This window comes from Vibrio sp. TRT 17S01 (assembly GCF_050113695.1).
GTDB lineage: Bacteria > Pseudomonadota > Gammaproteobacteria > Enterobacterales > Vibrionaceae > Vibrio.
The window spans coordinates 252,384-276,102 of the sequence record NZ_JBNJOG010000002.1; the positions used below are offsets into that span (position 1 = coordinate 252,384).

Here is a 23,719-nt window from a genome sequence, read left to right on the forward strand (position 1 = left end):
ATTAAGGCTTTGTGAGATCTCACTCACGGAAGCTCACCCTGTCACGCGCTAGTATGCGCGTCATTCATTGCATAAGCGAACACTTATGTAACTAACCTCATTATGGTCCCTCTGACCTTGTGGCCGCACAGCGAACGCCCTACACATAAATAACGATTTACTGGCGGCCACCCTACTCTGACTCAGCATCTTGCGCTTGTTTTATCATTAATCTTGGCCCTTGCATTACCAGAGTCGCTAACGTTCTGACATCATTCGCTAACCCTTCATGCCACTCAGGCCAAATACGAGCAATATATACATTGTTACCTTCACCGGTACTCATATAACCGTCGTTAAATGTATCAGCCATTTTCTTGAGTGACTTTTCTTCATCATCCACCCAGTTTCCTCGACTAAACCCAGCTTCAATAGCCGCTAAGCAGGTTTTAGGAAAATACGGTAAGGGGTGTGTCATCCCTTGATAAAACAATCGAACCAACTCTGTAAGCAGTTGCTTGGCATAATCCGCACCGGGTAACGGTGGATATATCAGATGCTGCGCGCCTTCTTTACGATCGTAACCAATCAGATGAGTGGGTTTACTATGCCCCATTGCCGACATCGCAAGGTGATCAATCCATGCAGCTAGATAATCTTGAGAGCGAATAACACCGGTGCGGTAGCGCACCAATCCAGACTGATAACTTTGCGTTACCCAACCTGCGAGCATCACTTGCTTAGCATGATCAGCGAGTTCAATATTCAGTTTGATCTCTACGTCATCCTGTTTCACTCCCGATAAGAAAGTAATTTTCTCCACCAGCTCTTCGGTCTGCACGCGGTTAGTTTCAAACTCAATATCACCAAATGCACCAACAGGTAGCTTGCCCTGAGCCCGCTGCTGTTGAACAAACTGTTGGACAGTCTGTTCATCATGATCCTTCCCTTGATTGTCTAGCAACACTTCCAGTAGCTCATCTCGCATTTGGTAACTTTCCAAACCATTCAACGCAAATGGTTCGTCATCTTCCATGACAGGCAATGGGGGCTCAAAGGTCACTTTTAAGCGGCGATTAAAGAAATACTGCACGGGTAAACGCCAAAAGCGCTGCAACTCAACCAAGTCCAACTCAATGGTGCTTGGAGTATCAAGCAAATAATCGCTCAGCGATTGATTAAACTCGCGACGCTGATGGCCAATACGATTTGCAACGGGTAACCACTCTTTGGCATAACTGCCAAACTCTGAGGTGAAAGCGCTGCTGCTAAAAGGCACCATTGCATGATGAGTAACAAGCCTGTCGACTAACATCTCTCCCGACTCATCGACAGAACGCGCTTCATCACCAACCAAACAGTAGTTTTGATGGCAGTATTCCATTAACTCAGAAACCAGTACCGATGGAACTCGCTCTGTATTATCTTGGATCGAACGGCCCACATAACTGATGTAAAGCGTCTGCTGCGCTGATAGCAAGGCTTCAAGGAACAGATAACGGTCATCATCTCGACGCGAGCGATCCCCAGCCCGATGACGATTGTTCATTAAATCGAAACCTTCTGGTGGCATCGTGCGTGGGTAAACCCCATCGTTCATCCCTAGTAAGCATACGGTACGGAATGGGATCGAGCGCATCGGCATCAAGGTACAGAAGTTAACTTGTCCTGCGAGAAAACGTTGAGATACACGGGTGCCGGATAGCTTGTTATGAAGATATTGACGAATAATTTCCGGCGCTAACTCTTGGTTATAATGAGCATCAGACAACTGTTGCTTCAGCTGTGTGAGGGTATCGCGAATGGCCTTGAGTGCCATTTCCCCTTCTAATTCCACAGCAAAAAAGTCATCCAACAATTGCAATAATACCGAGCGCCATTCATCAATACTTTGAGAAGCCGCCAATCGGGAACGATATGCACTGATGCTGTCAATATAATGGGCAAGTTTACCAGCAAGCTCTGCGCCCATGCCTTGTACTTCGTTATACGGCCAAAGCGTCAAATCTTGGCTTTGATAAACGCCAGCGGAATCAGGAATCGCATAACCGAGCAGCATTCTTTGAATACCAAATTGCCATGTGTTTTGCTCCGTTTCAGGCAGTTCGAATTCTCCAGCCGTCGATTTACTCAACCCCCAGCGAATACCCGACTCTTCCACCCAACGTTTAGCATGCAAAAATTCCTCTTCCGTGAGCGCAAAACGTTTTAGGATCGCCGGGGTTTCGAGTAACTCAAGTAATTCGGATGCTAAGCAGCGGGTATTTGGCAAACTCACCAACTGCATAAATGCATTTAAAATCGGGCTTTCTTGATCCGCTGTTCGGTCCGAGATGGAGTAAGGAATAAAGCGCTCGCCCGGTGCATTACCAAAGACGGCCTGAATCGCCGGACTGTAGGCATTAATATCGGCCACCATCACGATGATGTCGCGCGGCTTTAAACTTGGGTCGGCATCGAACATTGCCAGAAGCTGATCATGCAAGACTTCGACTTCGCGCATTGGACTATGACAAGCATGCAAGGTTAATGAGTGATCGTCGGCGGCAATGACCTGTTTGTGGTGACTGCTATCCAGTGTTTGATCATCTTGATGCTCTTCCAGATTTAAAATATCGGCTTGTAGATGATGAAGCAGGCTGTCTCGCTGCACATCCACAAATGCTTCAATCTCGTGCGACTCAAGTTGTGACAGTAAATACATGTTGTCACGACCGAGTTTGCCCATCGAAGCCAGCAAGCTGTTTCCCACCACATCGGTATGTAGCTCATCTTGCATGTTGTCTTCAATGGAGCCCTTTAGCTGCTCACTTTGCCCTTGGTGTTCAGAATGATCCTGTTGCCACACCACATGTTGGCGATGTTTCGCTGCCAGCTTTGCCAGATATTTGCGGTCTCTGACCTCTCCCCAGTAATAACGACAAGGGTTGGTAAACATCAAATGCACATCGATATGCTCACCAAGTGCTTTTAATGCGTCCATATAACGTGGTGGAAGCGAAGAGATACCAAAAACAAACAAACGTGGTGGTAAGTGTTCAAAGGTGCTGGTGTAATTTTCGAGTGAATCAATGAAATGTTCGTACAAATTCGCGCGATGGTACGGTGACTGACCAGCAGCGACAGTATAGTCGTAAAGTGCCTGCCATAAAATCGGTTGCCAAGGGTGCTCACCTTCCAACTCGGCAACACTCTCTCCTGCTTCCCAACGGGCAATCCATTCTGGGCGATACACCAAATAACCATCAAAAATATCAGCAATTTTCTCACAGAGCTGAAACAGTTTAGATTGATCAGTATCCCCATCAAGATAACGCTTGAGTGCGGCGAATTCTGATTGCTCTAATAACCCGGGAAGGATGCTCATCAGCTTCCAGCCCATCGCCTCTTTGTTAAAAGCACTGCGCTGAGGGACATCGGCCAATACCTGCGTAAACCTGTCCCAAATGAAGGTCGCGGGAAGCGGGAAGTCGATGTTAGCCGCAACACCAAATTCTTTCGCCAACTCCATTTTCAACCATTGTGACATCCCCGGGCTTTGCACCAAGATCTGCTCTTTTTCAAAAGGATTAGCTAAGGGATTTAAGCGGATCAACTCAACCAATAATGACTTGAGGATATCAACTTGGTTGGAATGGTAGACAGTAAACAAAATGCACTCACACTAAACTTGCCGCAATTAGGGTTCAGATTAGCATAAGTGCATAAGTTTCAAGAACAATAGCGCATCGAAATGCAGAAAAGATTATGCGTGCTTCAAACTCCAGCGATGCGGTTTATAAAAAGCAATGTAGCGAAGCGCAACATATCCCACAACAAGCGTCGCAACCAGCAGCTCAACATAAGCTAATCCACGAACTTGAGCGACATAATGCGCTTGGAGATCGATACGCTCCATCCATGCCGCTAATTTAAATAATGCTGTCGCACCAATCACCATCGGGAAAGTAAAGGCAGCGTAACCCGGACTGAAAGGCAAGCGAAGCAGCTTAAAGAACGCCAGGTAGATAATTGCAGTCATCAGCACCGCAATCCCAAACAGTAAGCCTAAAATCACAGGCGAAGGATCCTGAGTCACAGTTAAATAGCCTGCGAGTGATAAACTGGCTGGCGCAGCCATAATGGCCATGGTTGGTTTGGCCGCATCAGGTATCTCTTGAGTAAACATAAAACGGTAAATCATCATTGGCAGCATGATCGCATAAGCAAACATGCCAAACACAAGAGCCCCTTGTGCTATCGGCGCTAAGGCCGGATTCCCCGAAAAAGACACATCCGCCACAATGATCCCAACGGGTGGAACAAACCAACTTGGCACCATATGGTGCAATTCAAAAGCGTTGCTACGGTGATAAATAAAGCTCACCAAAAATGCGACATGCAATGCCACTGCGATAAGCCACAATACATCACCTGTAAAGGCATGAAAATGCCCGACAGAGTTTGATACTACCATGGTTCCCATCGCAAACGTCGGTACGACGCTTCCAACGACAGGGTGCGCTAAGTCTTCTTGCAACAAATGACGATGAAAAAGGAACTTAACCGCCAAAATCAACAGTAATACGCTCGCAATGGCTGCCGCCGTCCATTGACCATAACCATTAAGAGATGCTGCATTCTCCCAGCACCAGCCTAAACTGGCGATACCAAGCGCTAGACCCGCCATTGGTGTTGGCGCTCCCATTACTTTTGCTTTGGTTCTTCGAATCATTTCTACCTCAACTCACTACTTCAATTGCATTTATCAGCAATTTAATCAATGGTCACATTCTAGACTTGCTATTTGTTTGGATATATCTAATTATTTAAAACAGTCGTTAAGAAACACTGAACGAACATTATGGCTGCTAATATCTCACTCAAACAACTCAAAGTGTTCATCACTATCACTCAACATGAAACGCTGACTTCTGCGGCAGAAAGCCTCTTTCTATCAAAAGCGGCCGTCAGTATGGCGCTGTCTGAGTTAGAAAAACAGCTTGGCCATGCCTTATTTGACCGGGTCAACAACCGTTTAATTCTCAATCAAGAAGGACAAAAGCTGCTGCCACTGGCCGATGAACTATTACACCGAGCCAACGATATTGAAGAATTATTTGAAGGTGACCAAAATCTATCCGGACAACTTCGCATTGGAGCCAGCGATACCATCGGCAATCAGGTAGCGCCCTATTTGCTAAGTGAGTTTCGCCAAAATAGCCAACATTGTTCTCAAAGTTTGTTTATTTCAAACTCCGCACTGATCTGCCAAAAACTGGTCGACTACGAGCTCGATTTAGCACTCATTGAAGGGAAAACCGTTCATCCAGAGCTTATTTCAACCCCGTTTAGCGAAGACCAAATGTGCATCATTTGCCCACCCCATCACCCTCTGAGTGCCAAACAAGTCATCACAGTGAGTGATTTAGAAGATAGCGAATGGATTTTACGCGAAGCGGGCTCTGGCTCGCGAGAGTTCTTTTTACGCACTGTTGCTCCCCGCATTGAACACTGGCATGAAGCTTTTGAGCTCAATACCACCGAAGCACTCATCAACAGCGTCGCCGCCGGGCTTGGGCTGGGCTGCTTATCGACACTGGCCGCCCAACCGGCGATCTCTGATGGTCGAGTGAAAGCACTTCAGGTACCACTTGATATGCGTCGCCGCTTCTGGCTGCTCCTCCACAAAGAGAAATACCAAAGCCCATTGCTAAAAGCCTTCGTCGACTTTTGCCAACAATGGGACAAAACGTCACCACCCAAGTCTCAGTTTCGCTAATCGGCCTAGACTTAACTGGTTAAAAACTGTATAAACACACAGTAATAAATTCACAACAATTTGAGTTAGAGGAACAACCATGGCTGTAATCGTCAAGTACGTGGTAGAACGCAACGGAGAAGAGAAAATGACTTTTACCTCTAAAGCGGAAGCTGACGCCTATGACAAAATGCTGGACATGGCAGATGAACTATTTAGTCTGCTAGGTAAAAGTGAACTTCTTGAAGATGAATCGAAACAGGAAGATCTCGCTATGTTCCTGGCCCAAAACAAAGAAGAAGTGCTATACGCATTGGGTGCTAAACGTAAACCAGCACCTAAGAAAGCCAAAAAGGTAGAAGCGGTTGAAGACAACGCAGAACCTGAACAAGAAGACGCAGCATAATTGCTCTTAGCTATTTTAAAAAAACGCTCCTTTAAGGAGCGTTTTTTTATTTCTTCTCTGCTTGTATAGAGGAAATAAATTTCCCTACTTTTACCCTAATAACCGCCTCACTCCTTCATTACAATACGACAGTACAGTGCCTTTTCACGAGAAAAATAATGAACTATCAAATAGAAGTCTGCATTGATAACCTCGAATCTCTTCACCTTGCTATTCAAGGAGGGGCTACACGTATTGAGTTATGCTCGTCACTTGCACTTGGCGGATTAACCCCAAGTTATGGCTTCATACAACAAGCGGCCAAATACGCAACCGTTCCTGTCTACGCGATGATCCGACCACGCCAAGGCGATTTTCTCTATAGTAGCGAAGATATCGACTGCATGATCTGCGATATTGAAGCCGCTGCCAAAGCTGGCTTACAAGGTGTCGTATTTGGTGTATTGGATGCTCAGGGCCATGTTGATTTACCTGTCGCACAACGACTGAGCAAACGTGCAAAAGCATTAAACTTGGGCGTGACTTTCCACCGTGCCGTTGACCAATGCAGTGATGTTCGCCGCATGATCGAAGACATAGCAACACTAGGGTGTGAACGTATCCTTACCTCTGGCTTAGCTTCCAATGCATGCCAAGGGAAAGAGACGTTAAAACAGATGGTCGAATTAGCAGGCGATCGCTTTGCAATTATGGCTGGTGCTGGCCTCAATGCGGATAATGTCAAAGAGATCGTAGCCGCAACCGGCATCACTCAAGTGCACTTATCGGGTAAAAGCGTCCGTCCTTCCAAAATGAACTTTGTCTCCGAACAAGCGAAAATGGGTAGCTCTGACACCGATGATTTTTCCATTCCAGTGACGAATCCTGATTTAATTCAGGCCGTTGTGAAACAGCTATCATCATTAGACTGATCTTTTACTCAAGCGAAAACCCAAGTATATTCACTGTTCGGTAACCGACATATGAAGTAAACGGCAGGAAGTGGTGATGTGATGGCAAAGGATCTGTTCTACAGCTTAGATTTAAACTTACTAAGAACGTTTCTGGTACTTTCTCAAGAGCTCAATATGCGCAAAGCATCAGAGCGATTATTTGTGTCGCAGCCCGCGATTAGTCAATCGCTGCGAAAGCTACGCAACCACTTCAATGATGAATTATTTGTCAAAGTACCACATGGCTTAGAAGCAACCCCTTTTGCCGAAGCGCTTGCTACCAATATCACCCCCCATCTCGATGCCCTTTCAAGCGCATTAAACCAAGCCCAGGAATTTGACCCTGCTAATATTCAGCAAAAAATCAAAATTGCCTTATCTCCAATTGTGATGGCAAGTTTGTCCGGTAGCTTGGTTCACCAGATCCGTGAGCAAGCCCCAAATGCCCAACTAGAACTCGTCAGTTGGTCAGCTTCGACTATTGATGATATTCGTAAAGGTGAAGTACTTCTTGGTATTAACTACGATTTAGACCCACCGAAAGATGTTTACATCAAACACGTTATTCAGCTCTCAGGGCAGGTGATTGTTCGACAAGACCATCCAATAAAAAAAGCGCTCGCTTCACCCGAAGATTTTGAAGACTATGAAATTGCCTCATTCATCACACCAGGATGGAATGAGAACTTCAGTCTGGCGGCGGAAATCATGAAACAAAGAGGGTTAAGGCATAAGATCGGTTTTCGTTCTGAGTTACTAATGGCGATCTTCGATGTCATTACACATACCGACATGTACATGCCCCACTCCAACCTATTCCCCATTGAGCAGTATCCGTATTTAAGAGCCATCGATATTGAGCTAGACGGACACCCTTACCATTACGATGTTTACGCCTACTACCACACCAAACACCGCAAACAACCTCTGTTATTGTGGCTTGATCAGCTCATTGTTGATGCACTGAGACAACAAATAACAAATTAACCCTAATCGTTACAGCCCAAAACCAACGAGAATCGCACCTTATAATAAGCAATGCTTATCACCAATATAAGTGTTACTACTTAGCTCATCATCACTCTTATCAATAGTATTTCACTCACTGGATGAACAAACCATCAACACGGATGAGATATAACAGGATATGAGAGAGAACATTCATGAAAACCGTAGTAACAACCATCCTTGCAACCACGTTACTTTCCGCAACACCAGTGCTCGCAAATAACATAGAAGGCCACCGTGTTGGTCTCGGATTCCTGACTTCTAACATTGAAGAGGTTCCGTTCGATTACGACTATTCCACCAAGGGATTTAAGTTGGAATATGGCTACGATATCAACCGAATTTTTGGTCTGAACCTCTCTTACACGAAAGGCAGCGGCAACTACGCAAGCCCTGTAGATAGTGATACGTCTTCTTTCAAAATCGATACTGATATCGGCTACACCTTTATCTTCAACGATTTCAACATTAAACCCTATGGAGTAGTAGGCTGGACCAAATTCAGTGAAGACATCAGCGTACTGGGACATGATGTCTATGACTGGAACGATTCAAGTCTCTTTCTTGGTGCTGGTGCACGAGCTCAGTTTGGTGACCATTTTTATACCGACTTCAGAATGGATTTCATGAATATGAAAGATGCTGGTGATGATGTATTTATCGATCAGTTCTCTCTAACCGTTGGCTACAAATTTTAGGCTCTCTCTCGCCAAGGATGGCCCTATTCGTTGGGTTTATTATGAAAAAATTCACAATACTTTTAGCCACTCTGATTGGCTCTAATGTTTCAGCAACCACACTTCACTTTTCACCCGAAATCAGGATCGGTCCTTATCTTGGTTCAGGGATCTCTGGTGGCGGTGCGCAGCTTGGGCTCACGGATGTTTTAGGTATGGATGCGGTATATGTCAGCTATAGCCATACCTCATCTGAGTTTTTAAATATTGATAAAGACAGGATCAAAACATACCGTGTTGGCGTTCAGCATAACATTCCATCATTCCCAGCGGTTGGCTTTCAAGCCGAACTGGGAGGGCTCAAGTATGAAGGAGAAAGAGATTGGTGGGCTGGCCAAGAGAGTATTTCAAGCACAGGAGTAAGTTCAACGGTTTCTGCCGTCTACAACTTCAATGATCACTTAGGTGTACGAATGGGAATGGACATCAACTACATACCTGATATGGCTTCAGAAATCTCTTCCATGTTCAGTACTGGCGTAATTCTACGTTTCTAGCATCAACATCCTGAGAGCTGGATAACAGCTCTCATTCATTCTATGAAAAAGCATCCACTCTATCGCCGCTATCGACGAACTCAAATCGCAATAGTGCTCAGTGCTTGTACCGCACTATGGGGAATCATTTCTCTGTTCAGCCATTAACGCAATGCGTCATCAATACTTTGTTCACCCAGATGACGCACATCTTTGCCCTTAACAAAGTAAATAATGTATTCACAGATGTTTTGACAACGGTCACCTACCCGCTCAATCGCTCGGGCAGACCACATAATCTGAAGGATATGGGGAATATTCTTCGGGTCTTCCATCATGTAAGTCATTAATTGGCGAACCACCGCTTCATATTCGGCATCCAGCTTATCATCGAGCTTATAAACTTCAGCTGCGGCATCAACATCCATACGGGCATAAGCATCGAGAACTTGGTGCAACATCGCAATCGCTTGTCGGCATAAAGGTTCGAGGGAAACATGGAACTGCTTTTCTTTGGATGATGGGCTTTCAATCGCTACATACGCGATCTTCGTCGCTACATCGCCGATGCGCTCTAAATCCGTGATGGTTTTTATTATTGCCATAATCAGACGCAGATCTTTCGCAGTGGGCTGGCGCTTAGCAATAATGCGGGTGCAGGCTTCATCAATTGAGACTTCCATGGCGTTCACTTTATGATCGTCACGCACCACTTTTCTTGCCAGTTCGATGTCCTCTCTATGCAGCGCTTGCATCGCAAAAGAGAGTTGCTGCTCTACCAACCCTCCCATGGTAAGCACATGCGTTCGGATGGACTCTAGCTCCACATTAAACTGACCCGATATATGACGACCAAAATTCATAGTTAACGTTAATCTCCCAATTGACGAATAAAATTTTATTCTAAATAGTTGGAGTTGTAGCAAGGAAACTAGGAGTTTCCCCCCTATGAGCATAGCTCGTCTATGTGATTAGAGTGAAACTCCACCGTCGACGCCGATACAACTTCAAATATGACTAATAAATTAGCCATACCGACCTGTAATGTAGTCTTCAGTTTGCTTTTTCAATGGCGAAGTGAAAATAGAATCGGTATCTGAGTACTCGATCAACTTACCCATATGAATAAACGCCGTGTGATCGCTCACTCGGGCGGCTTGCTGCATGTTATGCGTCACAATCACAACCGTGTATTTGGTTTTGAGATCGTTGATCAGCTCTTCAATGGTCAGGGTGGAAATAGGATCGAGCGCTGAAGTGGGCTCGTCCAATAATAAAACTTCAGGTTCAATTGCAACCGCTCGAGCTATCACTAAACGTTGCTGCTGACCACCAGATAAACCAAATGCATTTTCATGTAACCGATCTTTGACCTCATCCCATAAGGCCGCAGCGCGCAGGGAACGCTCTACTGCATCATCGAGCACTCGACTGTTTTTAATGCCTTGTAACCGTAAGCCATAGACCACATTTTCATAGATCGATTTCGGAAACGGATTCGGACGCTGGAACACCATCCCAACACGACGACGCAATGTCGCCACATCTACATCAGAGTGATAGACGTTTTTACCATGCAGTTTAACTTTCCCCTCGACCTTGCACCCTTCCACTAAATCGTTCATACGGTTAATACAACGTAGCAAAGTCGACTTACCACAACCCGAAGGGCCGATGAATGCGGTAACCTGCCCTTTCGGAAGACGCATAGAAATGTCGTGTAATGCTTGGGTATTTTGATAAAACAGATTGAGCTCTTCGATCGCGATTGCCGTCTGCTCATCAGATAAGTTGTTGACGTCCAGAGGAGGTTGATATCCAAGTGCTTGATTGACTGAAAACATAATTAATCTTGTCCTAAGGTACGATATTTTTCCCGTAAATTATTACGAATGCTGATGGCAGTTAAGTTCAAACCCACAATCACCGTAACCAGTAGAAATGCCGTTGCATAAACCAGTGGCCTTGCACTTTCTATGTTAGCGGTTTGAAAGCCCACATCATAGATATGAAAACCTAAATGCATGAACTTACGTTCGAGATGAATAAATGGGAACTCACTATCAACCGGCAAGCTGGATGCAAGCTTCACCGCCCCCACCAGCATTAGTGGTGCAACCTCACCAGCGGCGCGCGCCACCGCTAAAATCAACCCAGTGATCATCGCTGGGCTTGCCATCGGAAGCACGATACGCCACAAGGTTTCCGATTGCGTGGCACCCAATGCCAGAGAGCCGTGACGAACCGAGCTCGGGATCCGGCTTAAACCTTCTTCGGTGGCCACAATCACAACTGGCAACGTCAATACGGCTAAGGTCAAAGCAGACCACAACAAACCTGGCGTTCCAAACGTCGGAGCAGGTAGTCGCTCCGAATAAAATAGCGCATCAATAGAGCCGCCTAAGGTGTAGACAAAAAAGCCCAAGCCAAACACCCCATAAACAATGGAAGGCACCCCAGCGAGGTTGATGACTGCCACACGTATTAGCCGAGTAAAGGCATTGTTCTTCGCGTATTCATGTAGATAAATCGCAGCAACCACTCCCAAAGGCATGACAATGATCGACATGATCAGAACCAACAAAACTGTGCCAAACATGGCCGGAAAAACGCCGCCTTCAGAATTGGACTCTCGCGGATCTTCAGAGAGGAATTTCCATACCTGCTTACCCCAGTGCATGACTTTTTGCACAAAACTCATCTGGTTTGGGTACCAAATATCTAAGATTTGGCTCAGCGGTATTGTCACCTGCTGTCCAAACATGTCTTCCACGATCAAACTTTGATTCTGCAACTGGGCTCGAAGCGCATCAAGTTTAGATTCCGCTGCCGACAACTTTTGGCTTAGCGCTGAGTAACGACCGTCATAAGATTGGTTAAACTCATCATTAATGGTCTCGTTCAATTCGCGCTTACGTTTTTCCAAACGCAGCCGTTCTAACGCCGTACTAATGTGACGAATATCTTGATGAATTAATCGATCAATTTCTTTACGGACAACATTGGCAAAACTGATTTCAGCGGCAAGCTCGGTATCAAATTGCTCAGCCAGTTGACCATCCGCTTTTTGATAACCGATAGGACGACCAAAAAAGTCGCCATCACGGCTCCGTTCAACCACCGCCCAACCTTTCGGCTCCCTTGGTCTAAATACATTGATTTCAAGGATAGAAATAAAATCCGCAGGGTAAAGATCCCGGTTTGCCACTTTAATACTAAGGCGATTCACCAAGCCTTTTTCAATGACATCTTCCGGCAATTCCACAGCCATTTCACGCAAGTGGCTGATTGGGATGTATTCTTGGGCATAGAGTTGACCAATAAACTTATCGCCTGCATGAGTTTCCCACTGATACAGCGGCGCTGGCCAAAAGTAAGATAAGCCCTTCCAGCCAATTAAAAGCAGCAGCCCTAGCACTGACAATAAACTGATACTGACCGCGCCACCGGTTAACCAAATCCATGGCGCACCTGATTGAATCCATTTAAACACGATCACTTACTCCAACGAGAGAACCTAAAAAACTACAATGCACGATATCTCTCTCTTAATCGTTGTCTTACCCACTCCGCCAACGAGTTCACCGCGAAGGTAAATATAAGTAATAACAGCGCAGCTAAAAATAGAATACGATAGTGGGAACTGCCGACTTCAGATTCTGGCATTTCAACCGCAATGGTTGCCGATAGCGTGCGCATCCCTTCCAGAATATTCCAGTCCATGATTGGCGTATTTCCCGTTGCCATCAACACAATCATCGTTTCTCCAACCGCACGCCCTAGCCCCATCATGATGGCTGAGAAAATACCGGGGCTGGCTGTCAATAAAACCACATAAATGAGCGTTTGCCACGGCGTTGCACCTAGAGCTAAGGAACCATCAGAAAGGTGTTTAGGTACCGAAAAGATGGCGTCTTCTGCGATGGTAAAAATGGTCGGGATCACCGCAAACCCCATAGCGAAGCCAACCACTAATGCATTGCGCTGATCGAAATCGATCCCTTGCTCGGCCAAAAAGACGCGCACATCACCATCAAACAACCAAGCCTCGATGTTGCCGCTGTGGCCAATCACCAAATACACCGTCAGCGCTAGCAGCGGCATCAATATCGCAGCATGCCAACCATTGGGAATTCGCTCTAACCATGTTCGAGGTAATTTATGCCATAACGCTCCAATCACAATGGTGGAGAGTGGAAGCAGCAGCATCAACGACACCACCGCCGCAAGGTGGCTTTCCACAATTGGCGCAAACCATAACCCTGCCAGAAAGCCAATAATTACTGTCGGCAACGCTTCCATTAACTCAATCGATGGCTTCACGATCCTGCGCATTTTAGGCGTCATGAAGTAAGCGGTATATATCGCACCTAACACAGCAATAGGAATTGCAAATAACATGGCAAACATTGCCGCTTTTAATGTGCCAAAGGCTATCGGTAGTAGACTGAATTTTGCTTCAAACTCATCACTGGCAGACGTGGTTTGCCAAACGTAAGCAGGCTCTGGGTAACTCTCGTACCACACTTTTTGCCACAGAGAAGACAAAGACACTTCAGGGAATGGGTTATCTATTTGCGCTACATTCAAGATGCCATTCGACAGACTAATCAAAAATTGCTCATTAGCCGACATTGCCGCCATCTCAGGCGCTTTTTTATATACCCGCTTAAACATCACCAGCTTTTCACTGGTGGTGTAATGGCTCTGCACCGTGCCATTAATGTAGAAACTGTAGAAACCTTTGCGATAGGTATCTGGTAATAAAAACTGTAACTCTGACGCGAGCTTAAATTCTCGGATATGCCTTAAATGACGAGCGCCCTGATCAAGCACGTCAAACCATTGTGACACTAATCCATCACGGTGTGTGACCAACAGCGAATGTGCGCCAGAAAGCAAACTGACGTTCGTCACAGCATGCTTTTGATTCCCCAGACTCAAATCGACGATTTCGCGGATCAGATATTTGCCTTGCAAGCGGACCGCGATGATCAGCTCCGAAGCGCGGCGGAGATAGAGCGTCTTGCCATCTGGCGTCAGGAGCATCTGCTCGATCTCTTGCCGTGGATGAAACTCAAATTGCTGGACTGATCCCACTTCGGTTTGCCAGCGAATTAAAACGCTTTGATCGTCATAGCGCCCTGCCAACGTCCAGTATTCATCTCGCAATGCAATCGCAAACTCTTCTAATGCTTTGCCCGAGTTTTGCAGATCTGGCATAGGCTGTTGTGCAAAAAGAACTTGCGGCGCAAAACGTCGTCCTTGCTCATTCACAACACTGGTGAGTTTAGGTTTGAATAGATCAATATTGCCGCTTGGATCCGCAACCCCTTGCCAACCTTGTGATGGCATTGTTGCAGCATAGAGTTGCGGTTCAACACTTAACGGAACAGATAAGGTAGGAGTGGTTGCTAACTGCTTTAAGGGCCAAAAATCAACATTGCCGTCACGACTAACCACATAAGCGTGTTCACCATAGTCGTCTACGCCAATATTAACCGCAGATTTGGTGTGAATGGATTGCTTAGCAAAGTCCGCATTGATATGAGCATCGGAAAACAGCGGCAGCACCATCATGGCTAAATAAACAAAAATAAGTACAAGTGCAGCTAACACACCGACGCCACCAAAAGAAACCGCAAAACGAATCACTCGATCTTTAAATAGTCGTTTACGATCTTTCTCTCTCAATGAAAATTCGGCTTTAGCCATGGATTACTCTACCTATTAATGCCCGACGCTATATTATGTCACTTAGGTGACAATTATATTACAGTTCACAGTAAACAACTGAAAATAGTGCAATAAAATCGCCATATAACCACTGAATATGCTAACGCTACGACATAATTAATGTCACTATAGAAAAACGCCATTGTCTCTCGAGGGATCGCCATGAATGCAGAAAAACTCTACATCGAAAAAGAGCTAAGCTGGCTTTCATTTAATGAACGCGTGCTGCAAGAAGCCGCCGACAAAAGTGTCCCTCTGATAGAAAGAGTTCGATTTTTAGGTATTTTTTCCAATAACTTAGACGAGTTTTACAAAGTTCGTTTCGCCGATGTAAAGCGCCGGATTTTGATCAGTCAAGAACGGGGAGAAAGTGACAGTTCTAAGCATCTGTTGAGCAGAATGCAAAGCAAAGCCCTCAAACTCAATGAACGATTTGATGCCTTGTACGCTGAATTAATCCGAGAAATGGCCCGCCAGCGTATCTTTTTGGTCAATGAACACCAGCTCAGTAGCAACCAAGAAAAGTGGTTAAAAAAGTATTTTCGCAGCCAAGTCCTACCCTATATCACACCGTTATTGATGAGTGATGACATCGATGTGCTGCAATTTCTGAAAGATGAGTATGCTTATATAGCGGTGTCTCTTCGACAACAAGAACACTATCAATACGCACTACTCGAAATCCCAACGGATCATTTGCCCCGTTTTGTGATGATGCCAGAGCAGAAAGGTACGCAACGAAAAACCATCATCCTGCTGGACAATATTATTCGCTATTGTCTCGACGATATTTTCCGTGGCTTCTTTGAGTATGATGAGCTCAAAGGCTATGCGATGAAAATGACACGTGATGCAGAGTATGACTTGCGCCATGAGGTCGAATTCAACTTAATTGAGCAGATGTCGGAAGGTTTAAGCCAGCGACTGACCGCCATGCCAGTTCGCTTTGTTTATGAACGTGACATGCCATCACAAATGCTCGATTTTTTATGTCAGAAACTTAAGATATCCAGCTACGACAGCTTGATCCCCGGCGGACGTTATCACAACTTCAAAGACTTTATCGCCTTTCCCAATGTTGGTCACAAACACTTAGAAAATAAGCCGCTATCTCCGATGGAGAGTGCCGATTTTACCGGATTTAACAATAACTTCGATGCCATCAAGCAACGCGATATTTTGCTCTACTACCCCTATCATACCTTTGAGCATGTAGCTGAATTGGTTCGTCAGGCATCCTTTGATCCTAAAGTTCTGGGGATCAAGATGAACGTGTATCGCGTCGCCAAAGACTCGCGTTTAATGAACTCACTGATTGACGCCGTGCACAATGGAAAAAGTGTCACTGTCGTGGTTGAGCTTCAAGCGCGCTTTGATGAGCAAGCCAACATCGAGTGGGCTAAGTTGCTGACAGAGGCTGGCGTTCAAGTCATGTTTGGCACACCGGGTTTAAAAATTCACTCCAAGTTGCTACTGATCAGCCGCAAAGAAGATGAGCAGATCACGCATTATGCCCATATCGGTACAGGAAACTTCCATGAACAAACCGCGCGGGTCTATACCGATTTTGCCTTACTCACCGCCGACCCAGCACTGACTCACGAAGTTCGCAATGTGTTTGCCTATATTGAGAACCCTTATTTGCCAGTGAAATTCAAGCACCTGATCGTCTCACCGCGTAATTCGCGTAAGCAGCTCTATCGCTTGATCGACAAAGAAATCGAACATGCCCAAGCAGGCAAAAAGGCCATCATTACCCTTAAGGTGAATAATCTGGTCGATAAAGGCTTGATCAATAAGCTTTATGACGCGAGTAGCGCTGGCGTCAAAGTCCGAATGATCATTCGCGGAATGTGCTCACTGATCCCGGGAATTCAGGGTGTTAGCGAGAATATTCAAGTCATCAGTATTGTTGACCGCTTTTTAGAGCATCCGAGAGTCTTGATCACCCATAATAACGGAGACGAGAAGGTCTATATCTCCTCGGCTGACTGGATGACTCGTAATATTGATCACCGTATTGAAGTGGCTACGCCAATCAATGCTCCTAGGTTAAAGCAACGGATCATTGATATCATTGAGCTCCATTTTACCGATACCGTCAAAGCCCGCTGGATTGATAAAGAGATGAGCAATACGTATGTACCGCGAGGTAATCGCAAAAAGGTACGCTCACAAACTGCCATTTACGACTATCTTAAACAGGTAGAAAAGCAAGCTAGAAAAGCCTATGAACGAGCCAAAACTGATGACGCAACCAACACCTACTCGTGATATCGCCGCCATAGATTTAGGCTCGAATAGCTTTCACATGGTAGTCGCTAAAGTCGTGGATAAACACCTACAACTCGTCAGTCGGCATAAACAGCGAGTGCGCTTGGCCTCCGGATTGGATAGCCAGAAAAATCTCGACCATGCGGCAATTGAGCGTGGCGTTGAGTGCTTGAGCATGTTTGCCGAGCGGCTAAGAGGCTTTGACAGCGAAAACGTGCGCATTGCCGCCACTCACACACTTCGCCAAGCAAACAACGCCCACATTTTTCTACAGCGCGCCAGAGAGGTATTGCCTTTCCCGATCGAAATTATTCCCGGCACCGAGGAAGCTAGGTTAATTTTCCTTGGCGTGGCCCATACTCAACCAGAATCTAACTCCAAATTAGTCGTCGATATCGGTGGCGGCAGTACCGAGCTCATTATTGGTCAAGGATTCAATGCCAACTTAGTGCACAGTAAACCGATGGGCTGCGTCAGTTTTACTCACCGTTTCTTTGCGAATGGAAAGCCATCGCTTGAAAACCTCAATCACGCCATGATTGCGGCAGAGCAAAAACTGGAATCCATCGCCTATCGCTACCAAAAACAAGGGTGGGATATTGCATTTGGTGCTTCCGGTACCATTAAAGCGATTCGTGAGGTGCTCATTGGCCTTGGATTTGAAGATGGCTTGATCACGCCAGATAGGCTCACTTTGCTACGACAAGAAATACAGCAGTGGCCACACATTGATGAGATAAAATTAACCGGACTGAGTGCCGAGCGAAAACCCGTATTTGCAGCCGGTGTTGCCATTCTAAGTGCTATTTTCCATTCTTTGAGCATTAAAGAATTACACTTTTCTGAAGGCGCATTACGAGAAGGGGTACTCTATGAAATGGAGGCAGGTTTTAAGCGTTCCGATATTCGAATGCGAACCACTGAAAGTCTGGCTCAAAAACATTTAGTTGATGTCGACCATGCGACAAAAATCAAAACGCAAGCCCGTGAGTTCTTGCTGCAAACCCACCAAACTTTGGGCATAAGCCAAAATAGCCAACTGTTTGATCTACTTGAGTGGAGTGCACTGCTTCATGAAGTAGGTTTAAGCATTAGCTTGCAAGCGTTTCATCGCCATTCGGCTTACATTCTTCGCCACACTAACATGCCCGGATTTAACCGTGAACAACAACGTGTACTATCCACACTAGTGCGTTTTCAACGTAAAGCACTCAAGCTGCATGAAATGGACACGTTCTCATTATTCGAGAAACAACAGATCATCAGCTTGATCCGAATTCTCAGGTTAAGTATTTTGCTCCATGGACAGAGAACTAAAGAAGCTCTCCCTCAGATAACTCTGCAGATTGACGACGAAAAGTGGACATTAGCCTGTCAGGATTCGCAGTGGCTCAGCGACAATAAATTGCTGTATGCGGATCTAAAAACTGAACGCGAATATTGGAAGAGCGTGGGTTGGGTATTGGCATTTTAAAGTGGTGATCACTCGATCCCCACTTTCTTCAATTCTTGAGCAGCAAACTCAGCCGAAATTGGTACATATCCATCTTTAGCCACTAATTCTTGTCCCTCTTGAGAATAGATGAAGCGGATAAACTCTCTCTCAATCGGTGATAACGGCTTGGTTGGATGCTTGTTCACGTACACATACAAATATCGTGATAGTGGATACTTGCCAGATAAAATATTGTCTTGTGTCGCTTCAATATACGCATCCCCATGACGCGCGATCGGCAGTAGCTTCACGCCCGTCACCTGATACCCAACACCAGAATAACCAATCGTATTGATTGCCGAAGCCACCGATTGAACCACCGAAGCCGAGCCAGGCTGTTCATTAACGCTGTTCTTAAAATCCCCTCCACATAAGGCATTGGTTTTAAAATAACCATACGTACCAGAAACAGAATTACGCCCAAACAGCTGCATAGAGCGTTTGGCCCATTGATATTCCAGCCCTAGCTGCGACCAAGTCGTCACCGGGTGATTGGCCCCGCAACGCAATGTGGATGAAAAAATACTATCCAGTTGAGTGAAATTGAGCCCTTCAATGGGGTTATCACGATGAACAAAAATACCAATGGCATCAATCGCGATTCGCAATGCGGTTGGCTTATATCCTTGCTCACGTTCAAACGCCTCGATTTCTCGATTTCGCATCGGGCGGCTCATAGGGCCAAATTGCGCCGTTCCTTCCGTTAAAGCAGGTGGCGCGGTTGAGGAACCAGATGCCTGAACTTGACCATTGATACTGGGATAGATTTGTTTGAACTCTTCAATCCACAAGGTTGTCATGCCAGCCAGTGTGTCTGACCCCACCGTTGATATACTCCCGGTGATCCCCGGTACTTTTTGATAACTTTGTAACGCTTGTGCCATCACTGGTGTACTCAGTACCGCAAAACAAGCACCTAATATCCACTTCTTCATGACGACACCACCAAGCGCTCTGGCAACACGAAGGAAAACTTACTGCCCACGCCCACTTCACTGTGAATTTCTAGGTGAGAGTCATGGTGGGTTAGCGCATGTTTTACAATCGCTAATCCAAGACCACTTCCCCCTGTATCACGCGAGCGTGCCTTATCCACGCGGTAAAACCGTTCCGTCAATCGATGTAAATGTTGAGGCTCTATTCCGTCCCCACGATCTTCCACTTCAAGGCAAGCGCCCTGCGGCGTGCGATACCAACGCACCTGAATATCAGCACCAGCTGGGGTGTATTTCACCGCATTGTAGACCAAGTTTGAAATTGCGCTGCGCAATTGATCTTCATCTGCCAGTACTCGAAGTGACGCATCAACATCAAACGTCAGTTGGTGGGCATTTTCACCACTGAGGCTCACTGCTTCTTTTTCTAACACGTCCAACATGGATGGCACGTTGACTACATCTTCCAGCTCATGCATTGGCGCAGCTTCAATTTTAGAAAGCGTCAGTAGTTGATTAACTAAGCTGTTCATTCGGTTGAGCTGCTCGGTCATTACCCCATGCGCTTTGCTCCACATCAGTCCACCGAGCATATCTGGGTCTTCCGTCATTTCCAGATAACCTTGCAGTACTGTCATCGGGGTACGCAATTCATGTGAGACATTGGCAAAGAAGTTACGTCGCATACCTTCAAGCTGCTTGAGCTGGGTAACATCACGTACCACCATTAGATGTTCACCTTCGGTATACGGCACAATACGCAGCTCGAGCAATCGCTCAACATTCAAAGGCGAGCGCATTTCCAACGGCTCAGAAAAATCGGCTTTATTGAGGTATTTGATAAAGTCTGGGGTACGAATTAGGTTAGAGATAGGTTGCCCAGAGTCTTCTGGCCAACGGAAACCAAGCAGGTGTTGCGCCAACTTATTGCACCAGACGATGTTCCCTTCACCACGAAAAACCACCACGGCATCGGGTAAGGATTCTGCACCATTTCGGAAGCGGCGAATCAGATTCGTTAGCTCTTTGCGCTTCTTACGCTGGCGTTGCTGAAGACGGTAGATACCGTTGAACAAGTGCTCCCAGTTACCACTGCCAGAAGGCGGCGTTAGGCGTTTCTCATCCCAAAGCCACGCCGACAAGCGCATCTGATTATGCAGGTGCCAAAATAACTGCAAAACCGTGGCAGCGAGTAGCAACCACGGCAAATATCCGAATATCCATCCAACAATCACCCAAGGGGTGTAAAAAAAAGCCAGCTCCCAGGCCAGCTTTTTCCAGGTTAACCTTTCAACCACATATCGCTCCGCTTATATTCACTCGTTATGCTTTGGTTGAGAAACGGTAGCCAGCTCCACGAACGGTCTGAATGAGCTTATCATGGCCCGCTTCTTCCAATGCTTTACGAAGACGACGGATGTGCACATCAACCGTACGATCTTCCACATAAACATTGGTGCCCCATACATTATTGAGCAACTGCTCTCGACTATAAACTCGTTCTTGATGAGTCATAAAGAAGTGCAGCATTTTAAATTCTGTTGGTCCCATCTCTACGGCTTGATTGTTCGCCGTGACCCGATGGGAAACCGGATCCAATTTCAGTCCTTGAACATCAATCGTATCTTCTAGTGCTGTTGGTGTAACGCGGCGAATCACCGCTTTTAGCCTTGCCACCAGCTCCTTGGGTGAGAATGGTTTAGTAATGTAATCATCCGCCCCAACTTCTAGGCCACGAACTTTGTCTTCTTCTTCACCGCGCGCCGTCAACATGACTACAGGGATATTGCGCGTCAGCTCTTCACGTTTCATGTGTTTAATGAAGTTGATACCACTGCCACCCGGTAGCATCCAGTCGAGCAAAACCAGATCAGGAAAAGGTTCAGCCAGCTTAGTTACTGCACTGTCATAATCTTCAGCTTCCACTGCCTGGTAACCTTTCTGTTCAAGAACGAAGCAAAGCATCTCGCGAATAGGCGCTTCATCTTCTACTACCAGAATCCTTCTAGACATAATTGATTAACCTTATGTTAGTTATACCGTTTTCTGAGTTATTCTCAGGCGTTGACGCTAAGCATTATTACTAGCAATTATGACACTTTTGTGACCTTTGCAAACAAATTTTCATATAACTTTCTCGCTTCCTGCAAACAACTTTAATATGCGCGGCCTGACATATTGAAAAAATCCATCAGGACATCATCGGCAAAATTGCCTATGATTGCCGACTCAATTCAGGTAAGAGAAACAATATGTGGTTTAAAAATTGTATGGTTTATCGTGTTAATCGCGATATCGAATTCAATGCAGATCAGCTAGAAAAACAGTTAGCTGAGTTTCGTTTTACGCCGTGCGGCAGCCAAGACAAGCAGAAATTTGGTTGGGTAACTGCAATGGGCAAGCATGGGGATATGATGACCCATGTTTCTGAAAACCGAATTCTTATCTGTGCTAAGAAAGAAGAAAAGATGCTACCGGCTTCGGTTATCAAAGACTCGTTGAATGCAAAAGTCGAGGCAATGGAAGCGCAGGAAGGCCGTCCTATAAAGAAAAAGGAAAAGGACAACCTAAAAGAAGACATCATTATGGATTTACTCCCACGTGCTTTTAGCCGCAGTAACCATACCTTTGTCCTTATTCTGCCAAAAGAAGGCTTCATTTTAGTCGATGCCAGCAGCTACAAAAAAGCCGAAGACGTGCTCGCACTTTTGCGTAAAACAATGGGTAGCTTACCCGTTGTCCCAGCGATTCCAGAAAAAGCAGTGGAGTCGACATTGACTGAATGGGTTAAGACAGGCAACACACCCGTTGGTTTCCAAATGTTGGATGAAGCTGAACTAAAATCTGTTCTTGAAGAGGGCGGAATCATCCGCTGTAAAAAACAAGAGCTGACCGCAGACGAAATTCGTAGCCATATCGACGCTGATAAAGTGGTGACTAAGCTGGCTCTTTGGTGGCAAGAGCGATTAGAGTTTGTTCTTGCAGATGATGGTAGCATCAAACGCTTGAAGTTTTCCGACGAATTGCGCGATCAAAATGATGATATTCCACGTGAAGATCAAGCTGCACGTTTTGATGCAGACTTTTCATTATTGTGCGGTGAGCTCAGCGCATTCCTACCTAACCTTTACGAGGCACTAGGTGGCTTACCGCACCCGAATGCCTAGCCGCTCAAGTACATCGACACTCAATTGATGAAAGCTCCTTATTAAAGGAGCTTTTTTAATTTCACATTCACCTGAAGTTAAAAGTCTTTTAACTTTACCTCTATTTTCTCTCTATATTGACAAGATGTATTATTCCTGAGAATGATTTGCAACCGCATTTCATCCAAATTTTAAGCCTATCAATTTAAAATAATAAATATAGAGAACACACAATGAAAAAACTTACAACGCTTGCAGCTCTTCTCGCAATATCATTTGCGGCCCAAGCTGCCGATCACTCCGTCATGCTGGGTTATGCCGCGACTGATATCAAACATGCAGAAGATGTCCTCGGTGGTTTCACACTAAAATACCGTTATGACGGCGCCAACAGACTTGGTTTCTTAGTTAGCGCGACCATTACTGCTGATGAAGACGTTGCGTATGGGGTTCAATTCCAACCAGATATCAATGTGGTAGAAACGGCAAAAACAACGCGCAGCTACGCTAGCCTTCATGTTGGTCCTACATACCGCTTCAACGACATCGTTAGCGCCTATGCCACATTAGGTTACTCTGAGTACATCATTGAAAACGAAGCTCGTGGACGCACGACATCCAAAATCGAAGATGAAAACTTTGCCGGTGGAGCGGGTCTTGAATTCAACGTGACTCGTGGTTTTGTGATTAATACTGGCTTTGAATACAGTGAGCACCTCGCAGACGCAAGAGCACTGACCTATTCTGTGGCTCTCGGATATCGTTTCTAACCCAATCCAACCTTATTAAAGCCTGCCTGAGTGTAGGCTTTTTACTCTCCTTCTCTTCAAGGCTCAATGGTAATTTTCCTAGTCA

Annotated in this window: 19 protein-coding genes; 10 read left to right on the forward strand and 9 right to left on the reverse strand. The window is 45.7% G+C overall.

Annotation, left to right across the window (positions count from 1 at the left end; translation table 11 throughout):
- Nucleotides 1-172: 172 nt before the first annotated feature.
- Nucleotides 173-3,631, reverse strand: a complete 3,459-nt coding sequence (gene recC / locus ACQEXS_RS04420; protein ID WP_427012963.1) for an exodeoxyribonuclease V subunit gamma — start codon at nt 3,629-3,631, stop codon at nt 173-175.
- Nucleotides 3,632-3,724: 93 nt separating this feature from the next.
- Nucleotides 3,725-4,693, reverse strand: coding sequence for a TDT family transporter (locus tag ACQEXS_RS04425; RefSeq protein WP_427012964.1), 969 nt, complete (start codon nt 4,691-4,693; stop codon nt 3,725-3,727).
- Between the two features lie 129 nt (nt 4,694-4,822).
- Between ACQEXS_RS04425 and ACQEXS_RS04430 the strand changes: the two genes are divergently transcribed.
- From ACQEXS_RS04430 to ACQEXS_RS04455, 6 genes are all read left to right on the forward strand, one after another.
- Nucleotides 4,823-5,740, forward strand: a complete 918-nt coding sequence (locus tag ACQEXS_RS04430; RefSeq protein ID WP_367987132.1) for a LysR family transcriptional regulator — start codon at nt 4,823-4,825, stop codon at nt 5,738-5,740.
- 79 nt (nt 5,741-5,819) lie between these two features.
- Nucleotides 5,820-6,125: a YebG family protein gene (locus ACQEXS_RS04435; RefSeq protein ID WP_427009973.1), complete on the forward strand. Its 306-nt coding sequence runs from the start codon at nt 5,820-5,822 to the stop codon at nt 6,123-6,125.
- A gap of 158 nt (nt 6,126-6,283) precedes the next feature.
- On the forward strand, nt 6,284-7,036 hold the full coding sequence (locus ACQEXS_RS04440; protein WP_427012965.1) for a copper homeostasis protein CutC: 753 nt from the start codon (nt 6,284-6,286) through the stop codon (nt 7,034-7,036).
- 81 nt (nt 7,037-7,117) lie between these two features.
- A complete protein-coding gene (locus tag ACQEXS_RS04445; RefSeq protein ID WP_427012966.1) occupies nt 7,118-8,044 on the forward strand; it encodes a LysR family transcriptional regulator in 927 nt (308 codons plus the stop codon).
- Between the two features lie 176 nt (nt 8,045-8,220).
- Nucleotides 8,221-8,763 (forward strand): porin family protein, encoded by a 543-nt coding sequence (locus tag ACQEXS_RS04450; RefSeq protein WP_427012967.1) that lies wholly within the window; start codon nt 8,221-8,223, stop codon nt 8,761-8,763.
- A gap of 41 nt (nt 8,764-8,804) precedes the next feature.
- A complete protein-coding gene (locus tag ACQEXS_RS04455) occupies nt 8,805-9,299 on the forward strand; it encodes a hypothetical protein (protein WP_427012968.1) in 495 nt (164 codons plus the stop codon).
- Between the two features lie 143 nt (nt 9,300-9,442).
- Here ACQEXS_RS04455 and phoU read toward each other — a convergent pair whose 3' ends face one another.
- The 4 genes from phoU to ACQEXS_RS04475 form a co-directional block, all read right to left on the reverse strand.
- Complete coding sequence (gene phoU / locus ACQEXS_RS04460; protein WP_427012969.1) at nt 9,443-10,141, reverse strand: phosphate signaling complex protein PhoU; 699 nt, start codon at nt 10,139-10,141, stop codon at nt 9,443-9,445.
- Nucleotides 10,142-10,303: 162 nt separating this feature from the next.
- Complete coding sequence (pstB, locus tag ACQEXS_RS04465) at nt 10,304-11,122, reverse strand: phosphate ABC transporter ATP-binding protein PstB (RefSeq protein ID WP_367987139.1); 819 nt, start codon at nt 11,120-11,122, stop codon at nt 10,304-10,306.
- A gap of 2 nt (nt 11,123-11,124) precedes the next feature.
- The gene (gene pstA, locus ACQEXS_RS04470) at nt 11,125-12,771 is read right to left on the reverse strand and encodes a phosphate ABC transporter permease PstA (RefSeq protein WP_427012970.1); all 1,647 of its coding nucleotides are present in this window, start codon (nt 12,769-12,771) and stop codon (nt 11,125-11,127) included.
- 32 nt (nt 12,772-12,803) lie between these two features.
- Complete coding sequence (locus ACQEXS_RS04475) at nt 12,804-14,993, reverse strand: ABC transporter permease subunit (protein WP_427012971.1); 2,190 nt, start codon at nt 14,991-14,993, stop codon at nt 12,804-12,806.
- A gap of 183 nt (nt 14,994-15,176) precedes the next feature.
- Here ACQEXS_RS04475 and ppk1 point away from each other — a divergent pair, with 183 nt between their 5' ends.
- Nucleotides 15,177-17,288 carry a polyphosphate kinase 1 gene (ppk1, locus tag ACQEXS_RS04480; protein ID WP_427012972.1) on the forward strand — a complete coding sequence of 704 codons (2,112 nt, stop codon included), beginning with the start codon at nt 15,177-15,179 and terminating at the stop codon, nt 17,286-17,288.
- Nucleotides 17,245-18,762: an exopolyphosphatase gene (gene ppx / locus ACQEXS_RS04485; RefSeq protein ID WP_427012973.1), complete on the forward strand. Its 1,518-nt coding sequence runs from the start codon at nt 17,245-17,247 to the stop codon at nt 18,760-18,762. Before ppk1 ends, ppx begins: the two co-directional genes overlap by 44 nt.
- Nucleotides 18,763-18,770: 8 nt before the next feature.
- On the opposite strand, the gene ACQEXS_RS04490 is transcribed toward ppx, so the two are convergent.
- The 3 genes from ACQEXS_RS04490 to phoB are packed head-to-tail and all read right to left on the reverse strand — an operon-like array spanning nt 18,771 to nt 21,731.
- Nucleotides 18,771-19,718, reverse strand: a complete 948-nt coding sequence (locus ACQEXS_RS04490) for a PstS family phosphate ABC transporter substrate-binding protein (RefSeq protein WP_427012974.1) — start codon at nt 19,716-19,718, stop codon at nt 18,771-18,773.
- The gene (phoR, locus tag ACQEXS_RS04495; RefSeq protein WP_427012975.1) at nt 19,715-21,016 is read right to left on the reverse strand and encodes a phosphate regulon sensor histidine kinase PhoR; all 1,302 of its coding nucleotides are present in this window, start codon (nt 21,014-21,016) and stop codon (nt 19,715-19,717) included. The genes ACQEXS_RS04490 and phoR overlap by 4 nt, the downstream gene beginning before the upstream one ends.
- A gap of 25 nt (nt 21,017-21,041) precedes the next feature.
- Nucleotides 21,042-21,731 carry a phosphate regulon transcriptional regulator PhoB gene (gene phoB / locus ACQEXS_RS04500; protein WP_367987146.1) on the reverse strand — a complete coding sequence of 230 codons (690 nt, stop codon included), beginning with the start codon at nt 21,729-21,731 and terminating at the stop codon, nt 21,042-21,044.
- Between the two features lie 239 nt (nt 21,732-21,970).
- On the opposite strand from phoB, the gene rdgC reads away from it, so the two are divergent.
- Nucleotides 21,971-22,885 (forward strand): recombination-associated protein RdgC, encoded by a 915-nt coding sequence (gene rdgC, locus ACQEXS_RS04505; protein WP_427012976.1) that lies wholly within the window; start codon nt 21,971-21,973, stop codon nt 22,883-22,885.
- A 212-nt stretch (nt 22,886-23,097) separates the two neighbouring features.
- Nucleotides 23,098-23,634: an Ail/Lom family outer membrane beta-barrel protein gene (locus ACQEXS_RS04510; RefSeq protein WP_427012977.1), complete on the forward strand. Its 537-nt coding sequence runs from the start codon at nt 23,098-23,100 to the stop codon at nt 23,632-23,634.
- Nucleotides 23,635-23,719: the final 85 nt, after the last annotated feature.